The organism is Haloarcula regularis (genome assembly GCF_029338315.1).
In the GTDB taxonomy this organism is placed as follows: domain Archaea; phylum Halobacteriota; class Halobacteria; order Halobacteriales; family Haloarculaceae; genus Haloarcula; species Haloarcula regularis.
This window is the reverse complement of sequence record NZ_CP119794.1, coordinates 1,710,223-1,724,358: the sequence shown is the minus strand read 5'-3', so window position 1 is coordinate 1,724,358 and position 14,136 is coordinate 1,710,223. Positions and strand designations below refer to the sequence as shown.

The following is a 14,136-nucleotide window of genomic DNA, read 5'->3' as shown; positions in this document are numbered from 1 at the left end:
GCGGCGGTCGGGTTCATCAGTGCCGAAACTGCCGACAGACTCGACGATCTCTGGACCGAAAATCGTGCGCAGACGTACTACCAGGATGGAAAAGCGACACGAGAACGTGCGGAAACGATGGTGAGACTCGCAAACAGAATCCATACGTTAGCCGTCAGTCTCGTCGGTGTACGACATGAATGTGTCTGTGACTCATCCCCTTAGGTGAGAAGGGTGGCCAATGTGCCGCGTGCAGACACGAATTGTGCGCGACTGGCATCATCGGTGGCTTACTCCGTTCGCTAAGACCGATACTGTGCATTGGAATAAGGACTTCCCGCTTTGAGAGGGCGGCTCCTGACTCTCTGACGGCTTGCTTCGAAAATCACCCCGGGTCTGTGAACTAGCTATTTCGGGAGTCTATCCCATCTGGACTCCCACTCGTATACGGATCGAGAATCCCCCTCGTCCGGTTACTCCCGCGATTCCTGTGCGCGCTTCGAATCCTTGTGATCAGGAAACTATCACGGACGAGTTCAATCATCTCATACGAGTACGCCACGCGTTTGTGGGGCGCCGTCGTGGTTCGTCGAGCGGTTGCCCTTTCGACTCACCAGCATGTGGTTGTGTGGGTGATTGTCTGGCCCGTCCCGCTCGCCCGGCCGACGCCCGCATCACTCACAGCGAACGCGTTCGCTGTTCGTTCCTCGCTCGCTCTTTCGAGACGCCAGTATCAAGTGCGGTTTCGGTCTTCGTGCTTCTCGCGGCACGCCGCTCGAAGACCCCGCGGCGCGTCGCGCCGCGCACTTCAGCCCGGAAACCGGCTTGAAACTGGCCGCTCGGGCGGACTGACCGGTCGCGCGGGGCTGGTTGTTTCTCGTCGAAGGCGCGCGCTGCCCGCGCCCTGCCGGGCGCGTGAAGGCGCGGACAGCGCGCGAGATGTTGTCGGACGGTGATGATAGTCACGACTGGGAAGTCGTGAAAGTGGAAGACGCTGGATGGGTGCCTTCAGGTTAACAGCAATGAGTATAGAGAATGCACTCCGATATGAAGATTCGCACGATGAACAGGCAGTCGAAGAAGCGGTCAGCGTTGAGGAGACGCCGGAGCTGCGGCGGTCGGTCGAACAGGAGATCCAGGGCAACGTCGATACGAATCATTATGAGGCGGCTGGACGGGGACTGACGCTCGAGGCAGAGGAGCGACTGGCGGCACGCGACTGGGAGATTTCGCGAACGCGAAACCGGTGGGACTACCGAGCAGACTCGGACCGAGAGGCACGGACGAGGGCCGACGTCGAGCGAACGAACGAGGCACGACGACGGCGGTTTGCAAAGCGAGCGGCGAGCGTAGATCCGTGGGCGGGCGCAGCGAAGGATGATCCGAGAAGCGACCTCTCTCGGGACGAACTGGCGACGGTGAATCGCCAGGCCAAGCGGATACACGATCGGGTCCGAACGGGAACGACGACGGCGGCACTCTCGAAGCGCCTCGCACGGCGGCTGGCAGATGGGGCGGATATCCTGGAGGCGTCGGTCTCGGTGACCGAAGCAGAGTGGAACGCGCCGGGGACAGTCGTCCCAATCGGGGCACTCGGGGACGTGAATCGAAGCGAGGTGTGTCTCGAAGGGCACGTTACGGTCCTCTGGGAACCAACGTCGCCAGCCATCTCTCAGGTTGGCCTCATCGAAGACGAGACAGGACGGACGAAGTTCACGTCCTGGGCGAAATCGGACATGAAGATGGTTCGAGAAGGTGAGTGGGTGCGGCTGCGAGGGGTCGAAAAGAGCTGGTACGAAGGCCGTGTTTCGGTTGCACTGACGGGCTGGAGCCGAATCGAGTTCCCCGAGCGCGAACGGTTGTAGGCCGAGCGGGCGGTCTTCTTTTTTTACGCTCCATTCCCTCCCCAGCCGTCGTCCTCGCTCCGCTCGGACGCCCCTCGCGCGTTCTCGTCGCGGTCGCGCCGATTCATCGCGCGCCAGTCCGCTCTGATTCTACGCAGGCTCTGTCGGGGTATCTCGAACATCTACAGGCGGAGCAGGCCGAGTGCCTCGGGGCTTGACCCCGAGGCGGTTCACAGATTTGCAAGGAGGAAGCCCACGGCTTCAGCCGTGGGAGGAATCCGACAAGGCCCAACGCAATCCACACAAGACTCAGGGCGCAAGTCAGTATGCCAGATCGCCGGTCAGAATGAATTGCCAGTGGCCAGTACAGGTCAAGCAATGTATGCGCTGGAGGGTTGGTAGGGGTGTAGGACGCAAAATAGACGGGAAATATGCTATACTTACGGGAATAGTTTTATTCTTTCCCGTACTCAAATTGCAGACGTCATGTCGAAGACGACAGACGAACGAGGACGGATCTACCTCCCGAAGGACGTCCGCGAACGGTTCGGTGACCGGTATCGTATCGTCGAACTCCCGAGCCACGTCGCACTCTTCCCGGTCGACGAGGATCCGCTAGAGGGCCTTCGAGCGGCCGTTGGCGATGCATTTGCAGAGACAGAGGGCGACGAGTTGAAAGCTGAAGCACGGGAGGCAGTCTCACGAGAGGTTCGAGAGGAAGCGAACGATCGGGCACAGGATGGCGAGGCGTAAGTTGTGTACGTCGAAACTGACTTTCTCACCGCACTGTTGAAGGACGACGACTGGCTCCAAGACGCCGCAATCCAGACCCTCGAAGAACACGATGACATACATACCTCGATACTCGCCTATGCCGAGGTGCTGGTGTTGTTCTACGACCGTGAGGCAGCCGAGTATGAAATCGATGCGCCGCGGGCGATTACCAACCTGCTCGAACTGGTTCCCATTGTGCCGGAAGCACACGAGGACGCGGTTCTGGCCGCCGCAGCGTTCCTCGACGAGTACGATCTCACCCCGTTCGATGCACTCCACGCTGGACTCATCACAACCGGTGAAGAGCGAGTCATTTCGACCGAACAGGACTACGACACCGTCGGTCTAGACCGCATATCGCTGGAACCTTCAGAGTGATGAGAACCGCGGCTGAACACATAGCCCAATTCAGTGGATACGATCCAACCGATTCGTAGCGGCTACGGTTCAGAGCGCCAGGAGGTCAGGTCCGTTCACTACCGTCCCACGAGCGTACTGGGACTCCGTCATTCGTTCGGTGAGAAATCTATGACGTAGGAAAGCACGAAACCATTCGTTGATCCCTCTCAGATTTCGGTGAGACCGAGACTGTACTCGAGTGCGGTATCGACCTCGTCTATCCGCTCTTGCGGAATCGAGCCGAGGTTCTCGGTGATGCGGTGCTCGATAGAGATAGTTCGAATTTGGCTACAGAGCGCGACTGAGTCTTCGCGAAGCGCACATTCCTCGGCTGGGACGAGCACTTCGAATGGGTAGCGCTGCTCACCGAACGAGGTGGTGAACGGAACAACGATCGTTGTCGGTGCGTTTGCATTTCCGACGTTGTTCTGTACGACGAGACACGGTCGCGTTCCCCGTTGTTCGGATCCCTGCGCTGGATCGAGTTCGACGATAACGACATCCCCTCGACGGACAGACGGAGCCATCACCACTCTGGTGCATCGCCGAGGTGTTCATTAGCCTCCGTCGAGACGTCCTCCAGTTCGTCAGCGAGCTCGCTGGTTCGCTGGGCACGTTGGCGGTACCCCTCAGCCAACTCCTCACGGGTGGTCGATCGTTCGATAATGATCTTGCCCGCCTCTTCGTGAATCACGACGTCGTCTCCTCCCTTGATTCCGAACCGTTCTCGCAGCTCTTTGGGGATCGTCACTTGGCCTCGCTCCCCGATCTTCCGGCGTTCGCCTTTACCCATACATATTCATGTCATATTCATATTCATAAGTCCTTCGGGCGGAAGACAGTCTGTCCGAGCCCTGACCGGTACAGATCGAACTGCGGAACCGCGCACGTCTCTTCTCAGCACGTTCAGGTTTACCGACACGGAACACTGAGCGATGAGTTGCTCCGTACAACCTCTATATCTCGCACGACGGTATGGCCAGTGAGTGATGGTTTCAACAGAGCCATATTTTCTTGCCCCTGACGGGTGCGAGGCACATTTCCCGCATGACCAATGGGACACAGAGCACTCATCGCATACGAACGGCCGGATCGCCTGTACAACTGCCACTACTCACGCACGAGAACAACAGGCGGTCGAAACACCAGTTCGTGTGTCAGAAGTGTGAGTACGAACTGAACGCGGACTACAACGCGAGCAAGAACATCGCTCGCAAACTCATCAAACGTCTCCGCTCGGGGCAGAAGTCTTCGGGTGGAGGCGCACCCTGTCAGTGTGCGCTCAAGTCAGGGACGCTGACCCTGAACGGCGATCACCATGCCTCCGTCAATTCGACGGTAGAAGGGGAGTCCACTGACAAGCCCACGACTGAAGTCGTGGGTAACTGACACGAGTAGTGTAGCACAGGGGTGAGCTTGAGCGACAGACTACACCAGCCGGCACGTCCCCACCGTGGTCAGTAGGTCTGCGGTGGCTGCTCGAGAATATCAAAAATTTCGCTGGCACGATATTCCCTATTGCGCCCTTTCCCGGTCACCTCTTCGAGGACTCCCTCGTCGACGAGATCGTTGATTACTCGCGACGCCGTCGGTTGCTTGACATCGAAGAGCCGTTGAACAGTCTTGCTCGTAATGTAGGGCTGTTCGAAGAGCTTCAATGCGAGTTGGTTCTTCGTGTACGACTTTCCCCCGTAATCGACGTCGTACTGACGCTTGAGGGCGGCTAGCGAGAGTGTTCGGTCGACGGACTCGTGGGCCTGCCGAGCGATGCCCTCGATAACGAACGATAGCCACGCTTCCCACTCGCCATCGTATCGAACGGCCTCCAACCGGTCGACGTACGTCGGCTTGTTTCGATTAAATATTCACTGAGGTAGAGATTCGGACGTTCGAGATAGCCAGCGTCGTACAACTGGAGCGTGATGAGGAGCCGGCCGAGACGACCGTTCCCGTCTCCGTACGGGTGGATAGTCTCAAATTGGTAATGAAAGAGCGCGATGTCTACGAGCGGGTGGTAGCTCCCGCCTGTTCTGTAATAAGTGAACAGCGCATCCATCAAGCCGTCGACCTGGTTTGGAACGGGTGGGAGGAAGTCACCGATATGGTTCGGTTTCGTCTTGTACGCGCCGAGAGTATCGGTATCGACGCGGTCGTCTGGAACGCCAGTAAGAAGCGTCTCGTGGAATTCGTGCAGTCGTTCGACAGTCAGGTCTTCGCCCTGGTTGAGTGCCTCGATACCATCCTCGATAGCGTCTTCGTAGTTGAGGACTTCCTGGGTGTCCTTCCTTTGGCCCGTCGTGGATTCGACGCTGGTCCCGTCTTCGCCGGCGTCAAACGAGCGTGTTTCGAGACTGTAGAGAGCGTCGTAGTCGACGTCAGCGCCTTCGATTTCAGCGGATTCCATGGCTTCCTTACGGAGGAGTGATGTGTAGAGTACCGGCGGGAAATCGAGTTCGAGACTCACTCCACTGAGCTTCCCGAGCCAGAACGTTGCGTCTGAGAGCATCTCGTAGAAGTCGTTCCCGAGATCAAGGTCTCGGGATGGCGGCAGCGGATCAGGCTTGTAGTACGACTTCCGGCCGTATGAGATGAGTTCGCCAGGAGCGTTAGAATCGAGTTCTGACTGTTGCATACATACTCAACCAGTAGAACCCCCAAATAAATCAATCTACTGGTGACGAATGAATAGATAGGGGGTAGAACTGAGCCAAATATGAATTTACGTACCGTATATGAATTTCAAGAGGTCATATGGTGGTAGGAGATACAACTCACTGGGGTAAGCGGATATTGGGTAACGTTGAGCCTCCATTTCAGAAACAGACCGACTCTTACTCGTAGATTTCCGTTGGTGTGGTCGTCAACCGCTGGCAACGTGCTTTTATCTCCCCAATATCGAAGGTATTGGTTCCTACAATGAAAAGACGATCACTGCGACCGCTATTGATATCGAAGAATGGGGGTACACCCTTCGATCACGGCAATACGATCGCTAACAAAGACACTCGTGTGAGACCTGACTCATATCCACGAGGTGTTGATGAAGTTCTCTTGCAAGTTGCATTGCCATGGCCTGTGCTTTCGTCGCGATACCAAGACGGTAGTAGGTCTTGGTACGGTTCTGATTCCACAACTCGGCGAGGCGTTCACCGAATTCCTCATTATAGAGTCCGACTTCGGAACCTCGCTGGTAAAGTCGTCGGTGGCTACTGATCACTTCGGAAGCAGACATCGCCCCATCATGGATCCGCCGAAATTGAATTGTCCGCTCAATCGCTACGAACGACGATTCGATGACGACCGTGTAGTAGCCTTCTTTGAGAAGGCGAGATGCTGCTGCAAGCAGCCGACATGCTCGCCGTAGCTGAACCAATTCAGCATCCTCAACGTCAAGTCCCTCTTCGATCTGTACCGGTGACTGCTCGAAGCTTCGGTCTGCTGCATCAAGCGCATTGACGACACGACTATTCTTCATTTGCGAAGACCTCCATACGAATCGCGGAAAGTTCGTCTGAGCCAACGAGTGTGATGCCGTCGCTGAACTGTTGTTGGAGTCGGCTCCCGATTCGAGCTGCACTGTCGGTAGATTCAACAAGCGCCTCGAACGAGTAACGGTTCCCATCAAATTTTGTCTCTTCGAGATCGCTTACTACCGATTGAACGAGACGCCGTGCTTGTGTTTTTTCTTCGTCAACGATAACGAGAATATCGATATCACTTGCACGGTCGGCTTCACCACGGGCGACACTTCCGAAAAGAATGATCCCTACCAAATTACCGAGCTCCGATTCAACACGTGTAACGAACGCTCGAATCGGTTTGTGGAATTCAGATTGCGGGATCGAAAGTATCGGATCTGGTTTTGTCAACCGATCACGGTTGATACTGACATACTGTTTTCGGCCCTCACGGTACGTCTGAATTGGCCCGAGTTCCTTGAGAAGTTTCACCGCTTTCGAAATCGTCGCTTGATTGGCGTCGATCATTTCAGAAAGTTGTGTCACCGTAAATTCCTCGTATGGTTCCTCAATCAATAGGCCAAGTACGTCTTGCATTGCCTGATATCGAAATACTCGCTCTGTCGGAAACGGATAATCTAACGCGATTGTCGCTGACGATTTCCTATTAGGCATATATTTCCTATTAGGAATACCTCCGCATAAGCCTGCTGCTGTCCTCGGACTCTCTCGATTGCTCGTCGTTCTGTCGCGTCCACACTCTCATCTCTCCTCAAAGCAACTGTCACATATCTCGAGGACTGATTGAACCGCTTTCGTCGATACTTCTTTAGTGCCCCGCGAGGGGCGCGGGGCACAATCTCGTGTCCCAAATCACACAATGTCGAAATCACGTCCAACGCCGAACCCACTGTCGAAGTTGGAGTTCACCAGCCGAGTCGCAAAGCGTGCCCAGTACGAAGCCTTCGAGTTCGACCTGCTCGGAGACCGGATTCGCGTTCGTAACGGCAGTCATGCCGACCCAGAAAACCACGAATATCTCGTACGTATCGAGGACGGAGTGCCAGTTTCGTGTACGTGTCCTGCCGACGAACATTTCCAGGGGGCCTGTAAACACCGCGTTGGCGTGGCGATTCGCCGGCCAATCGTCGACCTCGTCACTGACGTCCAACTCAGAGCAGATGGCGGCAAGTCTATTCGGCCATCGACGCAGGATGGGATATCGAACAGTGACCAAGCAGAGCGCAAGCTGGACGCTACGGTGGACGAACCAGACGACGAGTGTGAGTGCGATGGATTGCCGGACTCGGTGCCGTGTTGGCCCTGTTTCCGTGACGGGCGGAAAGACTTCGAGTAAGCAACCGCCTGAATAGCCCTCTTTCGATGTACCTATAAGAACCAGCAATGGGGGGTAGCTACTCAACCTCGGGTAGCTGTTCTAAGTTCGATTCGGCCCGCTCAGCATATCGATGCCCGATTTCACGGAAGATTTCGAGACTCTGCTGGTGGTACTCCCGGGCTTTGTCGTACTTACCCAGTTCCGCGGCGACCAGCCCAAGGTTATCAAGACTCTGGGCTTCGCACTGGCGGTCGCCGATATCTCGCGCGATTTCGAGACCCTGCTGGTGGTACTCCCGGGCGCTGTCATACTCGCCCAGCTCCTGAGAGACTTTCCCGAAGTTGATAAGACTCTCAGCCTCGCCTTGGCGATCGCCGATATCGCGAGCGATTTCGAGACCCTGCTGGTGGTATTCTCGGGCGTTCTCGTACTCGCCCAGTTCCGCGGCAACCAGCCCGAGGTAGTCCAGATTGTCGGCTTCAAGCTGACGGTCGCCGATATCGCGTGCGATTTCGAGACTCTGCTGGTGGTACTCTCTGGCCGCTTCGTACTCACCCAGATTCCACGCAGCCATCCCGAGATTGCTCAGGCTCAGAGCCTCGCCCAGGAGGTCGCCCATGTCCCGGAAGATTTCGAGACTCTGCTGGTGGTACTTTTGACCTTCTTCGTACTCGCCCAGGCTCTGGGCGACCAGCCCGAGGTTGCCGGTGCTTTTCGCCTCTCCCTGTTGGTCACCGATGGTGCGATATATTTCGATACTCTCCCGGAGGTACTTTCGGGCTTGCTCGTACTCACCCAAATTCCAGACGACTGCCCCAATGTTGCCGAGGCTCTTTGCCTCACCCTGTTGGTCACCGATGGTGCGATATATCTCGAGACTCTGCTGGTGGGACTCTCTGGCCGCTTCGTACTCACCTAACTTCCGGGCAACCTTCCCGACATCGTTGAGACTCTGGGCTTCACCCTGACGGTTCTCATTATCTCTCGCCTCCCCCAAGCGCTCCTCGAATTCTGCTTGTGCCTTCTGGTATGCACCGCGATTGAGATGGGCATGCCCGCGAGTGGCTCTGACCCATTGGCGAGTTGCATCAGAACAGGCCGCTGGCAGATCGTATCGGGCCGTAACGGTCGTCCCCACCAGCGGTGCCAGCACTGGCCACCGGTCGATCAACTCAAAGAACGACCGCACGTATTCGTCAGCTTTCGCGTCAGTGTCGCTCTCGATGGCTCTCACCACTGACGAGCCGGGGAACTCGCGTTCGATATCCTCACGATGGCTCGAGTCGTCAAACAGTGCGAAGAGCGCCTGTATGCACCGGGAAGCGTGAGGCTCGGACCGGTCTCGTCGCCGACTACTCGCTTGTTGCTGGTCGTGGTCCTGTGCAGCCGTCCGCAGGTACAGCGTCGACCAGAGTTCGTGTGTGGTTCGCACCTGCTCTTCCTTGTCTCGCGTCTGGAACAGGAACCAACCCTCCAGCGCCTCGCGAATCTCGTGAATCTCGTCGTGGGTTTCGATGTCATGCCCGTACTCGTAGCCGAGCGCGTGCACTAACTCCGGATAGATGCCGATGCCGCTGGCATTCAGCAGGTTCACCATCATACCGACGTCAGCTAGCAGGTCCTGGTCGAACCGTGAGAGGTCACGCAGAGCGCCATCACTTCTTGGCTGCATCAGTGTCTGGTAGCGTGAGCGAACGTGGGCCTCAAGGCCGGTTTTAGTGCCATCCCGCTTGACTGACGAGTCACCGAACGGCAGGTGAAACGAAAGGAGCAAGAACGCCCCGAATCCCTCGGCAGTTTCGGACTGAATTTCGTCGTGTAATTGACTGGCAGAGCGCTCGACGGTCGTGTCGGTCGCCGCCTCGAAGGCCTCAACGGTCCGGGCGACGTCCTCCTCGGAAACGACCGGTACATCGTACCGCGGGATGGCACTCGCGATTTCGCGATAGCGCAGGTCGCTACTCCGGTCAAGCGTCTGGGCGTCAGGTTCTCTCTCCAGTTCTGTTTCACGTGCGTCAAGCAGGAACGTCACGTCTGAGTCGGTCTCGTACTCCTCGATGAGACGAAGGATGGCATTCGCGTTGGTCCGAATCGCGTCTTCGACGACCACCAGCACGTGGCCGCTCGCCCGGTCGATGGTTTCTCGTAGCGCGTCCCGACTCGCGAAGGACTCACCTGCGTTATCGCTCTCCCGATACAGGACTGGCCCCGTATCCGTATTCTGGTACCACGTGACTGCGACTTGCTTACAGAGGGTGCTCTTGCCAGCGCCTGCACGGCCGACGACGAGACGATTTCGGCCCTCACGAAGCGATGCCAGCAATTCCTCGTCGGCGTACTGGGCGTCATGACCCTCCCTGCGGGCTGGAATCCCGGCGTGGACGTCGGCTAACGTGAACGTCGTCCGCCAAGAGGTCTCGGGTGTGGGCTCACCACGCGCGAAGAACGTCGGTGAGAGCTGTCGGAATCCCTCGTTTCTCGCGTCCTGGGTGAGCAGGAGTTCGATCTCTTCGCCGAGTTGTGCAAGCCGCACCTGAAGATCGCCTACTGCCTCTCGAATGTCGAGTTGCAACTCCTGCTGGAACACGTCGCCGAGGTCGGTGCCTGCAATGCGCCGCTCGAAATCAGCGACCGCCTCCGCGTACGCATCACCAACTGCTGAGATGAGTTGCTCTCGCAGTTTTGGTGTCTTCGAGAGGTCGACCCCCTGGACGGTGGCGATGGCCTCTGCGATTTGGACGGCAGCGTCCTCCTCGTTGCGAAAGAGGTGACCGACTTGATCGCGCTCACGCGATCGCCCATCAGTGGCGTCACCAGCCGTCAACTCGGCGACCTCGGTTAGGACGGTTCTCCAGTCGTCAGTCGCCCCCGCAAGCTCGTTGGTATCCCGCCGTATATCCTCGGCTTCGATAGCGTCTTCAAGGGACTCGGCGAACACGGTCGCGAGGTGTTTGAGATCGTCGTGGTACTTTGCGCCGGACGATGTCTTGGACGCTACCGGCCGCAACACTGGTGCCGGCGGCGATCCCCGTCGCGGTGAGGTTGAGACATAGCGACGTGACGGCAGGGTCCATTACACAATAGCATACCAATAGGTAACAATTTGAAACTATCGTCACGTACCGCCAGTGGGTTGCTCACTTCTGCGGTGCGAGCAGGAGTGCCCTCTATTATCTTGACCACAGCGTCTCTACGCGTTGTTCAATCGCTACGAGCACCGTCGAGTATACGTCGAGTGGATGGCTCGAGGATAGTTCGAGACCGATGACTTCGGTCGCAGATGGCGGCTCGTGGAAGTGCAACCGGGCATTGTGCGTGTTTGGATGTCGGTCCCAACGACACTCCCATGACTCTCCATTCTCGTGTTCTTCGACGTAGTGAATCGAGAACTCACCAGTCGTGAACCATCGGATGTCGAGCCGGGCCGCTGGTATCGATTCCGGGTATTGTCCAGCATCGAGGCGTCCATACCACAACCGGGGTTCGTAGGGATCCGGATCGAACCCCGTCTTGGCGACGAGTGAATCCGACGAAAAGTGTCGTTCCAGCAGGCGCAACGTCTGTCGATCCGATGGCCCTGTCGAGGGAGGCGCTGAATCTTCTGGCGGCTGACTCATTCAGGCTGGAATGAGATGCCCATCGTTCTGTGCGAGCTGGCGAGCAAGTTCGTACAGCCGAATATCTCGAATCAATGATACAGACCGCTAGCGCATACCTCCGTCTTCAGGCGGAGGTCGAGCGGTAGGCCCGGCACAACAACCACCGTCGGTTGCGGGGCTGGACTTCCCACCGAAACAGTTTTTCTGTGGCCCTGTGTAACTTGGAGTGCTACGGAATCGGTGAGATGCCGTCCCCGAACCACAAGGGGTGGCGAACCGGTGGTGGTTCGCACGGCGATGACACGGATTCCGATGGGGCCTCATTGACCGGACCACAGCCCTACGAGGGAGACAAACGAGAGTTCCCCCGGTGTGTCGCCGGTTCCCTCCGAGTGCGGGTTGGAACCTTGACCGCTGCACTAAGCGGAAATCCGATGGTCGGATTCCCGCGTCTTCAGGCGCGGGAGGAGGTCAAACCGGCGGCTATGTATTGCTCACCCGCGAATGGGTGCGTCTCATCGCTCAAATGAGGTAGGGTCGTCGAGGAGTATGTCCGTATGGATCAGAGGCGACGACGATACTTCCACGGTGAAGCATCACTCACCACTCATCTCAGCGTCGACATCTGGGAGTGCAGCGTCCCAGTCGGGGTTCCTATCGTAGTAATCGCCCTCGAATTGGTCAGCAACTGCCCGAAGGCCGACCTCACTGGCTGTTTGCGCGTCGTACGCCTCGATATTGATCGCCCAATACTCGCCTTTGTGACGGACGAGCCCGCGCTCTTCGAGGCGGCTCAGGGTCGTCCCAACACTTCCTCGGGGAATCTCGAGTTCGCCGGCGAGTTCGCTCGGCGTGAACCCGAGTTCGGGATGTTGTGCGAGGTATTCGAGGATCTGTCGCCCGTTTGTCCCCTCATCTGGAAGGTTACTAGGATGGTAGCTCTCGAAATCAACAGGCATTGTAATCTACTGTAACTCTATGCTAACGAGAGTAATCAATCTTCTGCCGGCAGGCGACGTTTCGACAGACATGATTGAGCAGTATATCGAGCGCACGGAACACGTTTAGCGGAGCGTACGGCCTTCCCCCTCGGGGTCAAGCCCCGAGGCACTCGGCCTGCTCAGCCTGTAGAACGGGTCCAAGCGAAAGCCTCGGGGATTGACTTCCTCCCCGCCGTGAACGGCGAGGATTCCTCCGTGGGTAATCCAGTCAGTCGGTTACCCCGGCTGTGAACTTGCGGGTTTGCTGATGCTGGGTTGGTCAACTGACCGCGACTGTTCCCCATACTCGGCGGGTGTCCAGTCGTGGTCATTCCACTGCCAGTACGCCCTCTTCTTGGGATGCGTCCCTGCCGCGTTCAGCAGACAGGGCAGCAGGCCGAGCCATCGGCCCAACTGCAGACTGCAAGATATTCCACGCCCCGGCAACATCCGCGTGCGCCTCTAACTCGCACGCCTCACATCGGAACGAATCACCGTTCCGAGTGACCGCATCACTCCCACAGGTCGGGCACTCACTACTCGAATTATACTCGCCAGTCTCCGTCACGGTGATGCCGACATCACCGAGTGTGAGTGTGATCCGCTCAACGAGTTGCCGATGCGACCAGAACCCATGCGTCTTCTCGTTCACATCGGTTGACCAGTGCGTCTCTAAGACGTTCGTGAGATCACCGACATACACGGTATCGACGTTTCGTGCGAGTAGCCACTCAGCGGCGTGCTTTACCGCTGCGTCCCGTGCATGGTCACGTTTCCAACTGCGTTCGTCGTACAAGCGTTGAATCCGTTTACTCGTGAACCGGTTGTCGGGCAGTTCGGACTGCAATTCAGCAAGCTGTTCGGACAATTGCTGGAACCGTTCAAACTCTGGACGGGCGTGGTACACGGCGGTGTCTCCGGTTTCTGTGACGACCGCGATGGTGTTGTTTGCGCCGACGTCGATAGCGGCTGACTGCGTCGTGTTCTCTGGGTCGAGTGTATGAGTGAATGCAGCCTGCCGCTGTTCGCGAAGGTTATCTGACTGAATGCGGACAGGGTGCTGGACACGAAGCTGGTCTGCATGTTCCTCGTAGATGAGTTCCAATCGACTGTCGTCGCCACGCCAATGCGGCTCACCACGAACGTTGAGTGTCACGCGTTCGTTGTGCTCGAAGTCGTACCGGTCTTCAAGCACGTCACCAACGCCGAATTCGAGTGTACTGCGCTGCTCATTCCAGTCGAACGTGTAGAGGTCGTTCCGGATGAGACCGTGCAATTCGTAGCCGTCCTCACGGTTGCCCCAATATCCGGGTGGTGACGGTCGCTCCGTCACAGTTTGGTTCGACTCGTCACGGTACAGTGAAAGCAGTTCGAAGTGACTGCGCCAGGCCTCACTGTTTCCGGGCAAGTTGCTGGCACGTTGCTTTGCCGAGGATTGGGGCGTACTCACCGTACAGGTCGGTGTACTCGGCGTCCCACACGTCACCATCTTCGTCGAAATATTGTTGACGACGGCGGTAGGTGATCTGGTTCCAGAGTGGGGCGTGTGCGGCCAGCCAGTCGAACAGGCACTCCCGATACCGGTCACTGACCGGGTCGGCAGTGTACGTATTCGTTCGTTGCGGCCGGTCGCTCACACGTGAAAATATTGCGTTTTATCCACTTAAACGCGGGGATTACGGATAAGTTACGTCTCGTGGTTTAGTGCATCTCCCGTCGGATTCATCCCCGCGCTAAAGCGCGAGGCTTTCTCCTCGCATTTCC

The 14,136-nt window shown here is 57.3% G+C and carries 12 protein-coding genes and 3 pseudogenes; 5 read left to right on the top strand and 10 right to left on the bottom strand.

What is annotated here, in order from left to right; genetic code table 11:
* Nucleotides 1-1,001: 1,001 nt before the first annotated feature.
* The 3 genes from P1N55_RS09375 to P1N55_RS09365 all read left to right on the top strand — a co-directional run bounded on the left by P1N55_RS09375 (nt 1,002) and on the right by P1N55_RS09365 (nt 2,975).
* Complete coding sequence (locus P1N55_RS09375) at nt 1,002-1,844, top strand: DNA-binding protein (RefSeq protein WP_276278631.1); 843 nt, start codon at nt 1,002-1,004, stop codon at nt 1,842-1,844.
* A gap of 465 nt (nt 1,845-2,309) precedes the next feature.
* Nucleotides 2,310-2,576: an AbrB/MazE/SpoVT family DNA-binding domain-containing protein gene (locus P1N55_RS09370; RefSeq protein ID WP_276278630.1), complete on the top strand. Its 267-nt coding sequence runs from the start codon at nt 2,310-2,312 to the stop codon at nt 2,574-2,576.
* A gap of 3 nt (nt 2,577-2,579) precedes the next feature.
* Nucleotides 2,580-2,975: a PIN domain-containing protein gene (locus tag P1N55_RS09365; protein WP_276278629.1), complete on the top strand. Its 396-nt coding sequence runs from the start codon at nt 2,580-2,582 to the stop codon at nt 2,973-2,975.
* Between the two features lie 188 nt (nt 2,976-3,163).
* Here the strand turns inward: P1N55_RS09365 and P1N55_RS09360 are convergent, their stop codons facing one another.
* Both P1N55_RS09360 and P1N55_RS09355 read right to left on the bottom strand, forming a co-directional pair.
* On the bottom strand, nt 3,164-3,523 hold the full coding sequence (locus P1N55_RS09360; RefSeq protein WP_276278628.1) for a type II toxin-antitoxin system PemK/MazF family toxin: 360 nt from the start codon (nt 3,521-3,523) through the stop codon (nt 3,164-3,166).
* The gene (locus P1N55_RS09355; RefSeq protein WP_276278627.1) at nt 3,523-3,789 is read right to left on the bottom strand and encodes an AbrB/MazE/SpoVT family DNA-binding domain-containing protein; all 267 of its coding nucleotides are present in this window, start codon (nt 3,787-3,789) and stop codon (nt 3,523-3,525) included. Before P1N55_RS09355 ends, P1N55_RS09360 begins: the two co-directional genes overlap by 1 nt.
* Nucleotides 3,790-4,112: 323 nt before the next feature.
* Between P1N55_RS09355 and P1N55_RS09350 the strand changes: the two are divergent.
* A pseudogene (locus P1N55_RS09350) lies at nt 4,113-4,385 on the top strand (zinc ribbon domain-containing protein); the annotation flags it as partial.
* 68 nt (nt 4,386-4,453) lie between these two features.
* Here P1N55_RS09350 and P1N55_RS09340 read toward each other — a convergent pair.
* From P1N55_RS09340 to P1N55_RS09325, 4 genes and pseudogenes are all read right to left on the bottom strand, one after another.
* Nucleotides 4,454-5,628: pseudogene (locus tag P1N55_RS09340) on the bottom strand (Fic family protein).
* A 360-nt stretch (nt 5,629-5,988) separates the two neighbouring features.
* The gene (locus tag P1N55_RS09335) at nt 5,989-6,471 is read right to left on the bottom strand and encodes a hypothetical protein (protein ID WP_276278623.1); all 483 of its coding nucleotides are present in this window, start codon (nt 6,469-6,471) and stop codon (nt 5,989-5,991) included.
* The gene (locus tag P1N55_RS09330; RefSeq protein ID WP_276278622.1) at nt 6,461-7,051 is read right to left on the bottom strand and encodes a nucleotidyltransferase domain-containing protein; all 591 of its coding nucleotides are present in this window, start codon (nt 7,049-7,051) and stop codon (nt 6,461-6,463) included. The genes P1N55_RS09335 and P1N55_RS09330 overlap by 11 nt, the downstream gene beginning before the upstream one ends.
* Nucleotides 7,052-7,343: 292 nt before the next feature.
* Nucleotides 7,344-7,625 carry a hypothetical protein gene (locus tag P1N55_RS09325; RefSeq protein WP_276278773.1) on the bottom strand — a complete coding sequence of 94 codons (282 nt, stop codon included), beginning with the start codon at nt 7,623-7,625 and terminating at the stop codon, nt 7,344-7,346.
* Here P1N55_RS09325 and P1N55_RS09320 point away from each other — a divergent pair.
* Nucleotides 7,515-7,811, top strand: a complete 297-nt coding sequence (locus P1N55_RS09320; protein WP_276278701.1) for an SWIM zinc finger family protein — start codon at nt 7,515-7,517, stop codon at nt 7,809-7,811. The two genes, P1N55_RS09325 and P1N55_RS09320, sit on opposite strands and share 111 nt — an antisense overlap.
* A 58-nt stretch (nt 7,812-7,869) precedes the next feature.
* On the opposite strand, the gene P1N55_RS09315 is transcribed toward P1N55_RS09320, so the two are convergent.
* The 4 genes and pseudogenes from P1N55_RS09315 to P1N55_RS09305 all read right to left on the bottom strand — a co-directional run bounded on the left by P1N55_RS09315 (nt 7,870) and on the right by P1N55_RS09305 (nt 14,009).
* Entirely contained in the window at nt 7,870-10,731 is a 2,862-nt protein-coding gene (locus tag P1N55_RS09315; RefSeq protein WP_276278621.1) for a tetratricopeptide repeat protein, read from the bottom strand.
* A gap of 232 nt (nt 10,732-10,963) precedes the next feature.
* Nucleotides 10,964-11,410, bottom strand: a complete 447-nt coding sequence (locus P1N55_RS19710) for a hypothetical protein (protein WP_346430017.1) — start codon at nt 11,408-11,410, stop codon at nt 10,964-10,966.
* A 578-nt stretch (nt 11,411-11,988) separates the two neighbouring features.
* Nucleotides 11,989-12,351, bottom strand: coding sequence for a MarR family transcriptional regulator (locus tag P1N55_RS09310; protein ID WP_276278620.1), 363 nt, complete (start codon nt 12,349-12,351; stop codon nt 11,989-11,991).
* Nucleotides 12,352-12,609: 258 nt separating this feature from the next.
* Nucleotides 12,610-14,009, bottom strand: a pseudogene (locus tag P1N55_RS09305) (RNA-guided endonuclease TnpB family protein).
* Between the last annotated feature and the right edge of the window lie 127 nt (nt 14,010-14,136).

Excerpts from the sequence above, each read along its gene's own strand:
- P1N55_RS09360 (WP_276278628.1), bottom strand. The coding sequence starts at position 3,523 with ATGGCTCCGTCTGTCCGTCGAGGGGATGTCGTTATCGTCGAACTCGAT.
- P1N55_RS09330 (WP_276278622.1), bottom strand. The coding sequence starts at position 7,051 with ATGCAAGACGTACTTGGCCTATTGATTGAGGAACCATACGAGGAATTT.
- P1N55_RS09310 (WP_276278620.1), bottom strand. The coding sequence starts at position 12,351 with ATGCCTGTTGATTTCGAGAGCTACCATCCTAGTAACCTTCCAGATGAG.
- P1N55_RS09335 (WP_276278623.1), bottom strand. The coding sequence starts at position 6,471 with ATGAAGAATAGTCGTGTCGTCAATGCGCTTGATGCAGCAGACCGAAGC.
- P1N55_RS09370 (WP_276278630.1), top strand. The coding sequence starts at position 2,310 with ATGTCGAAGACGACAGACGAACGAGGACGGATCTACCTCCCGAAGGAC.
- P1N55_RS09355 (WP_276278627.1), bottom strand. The coding sequence starts at position 3,789 with ATGGGTAAAGGCGAACGCCGGAAGATCGGGGAGCGAGGCCAAGTGACG.
- P1N55_RS09375 (WP_276278631.1), top strand. The coding sequence starts at position 1,002 with ATGAGTATAGAGAATGCACTCCGATATGAAGATTCGCACGATGAACAG.
- P1N55_RS19710 (WP_346430017.1), bottom strand. The coding sequence starts at position 11,410 with ATGAGTCAGCCGCCAGAAGATTCAGCGCCTCCCTCGACAGGGCCATCG.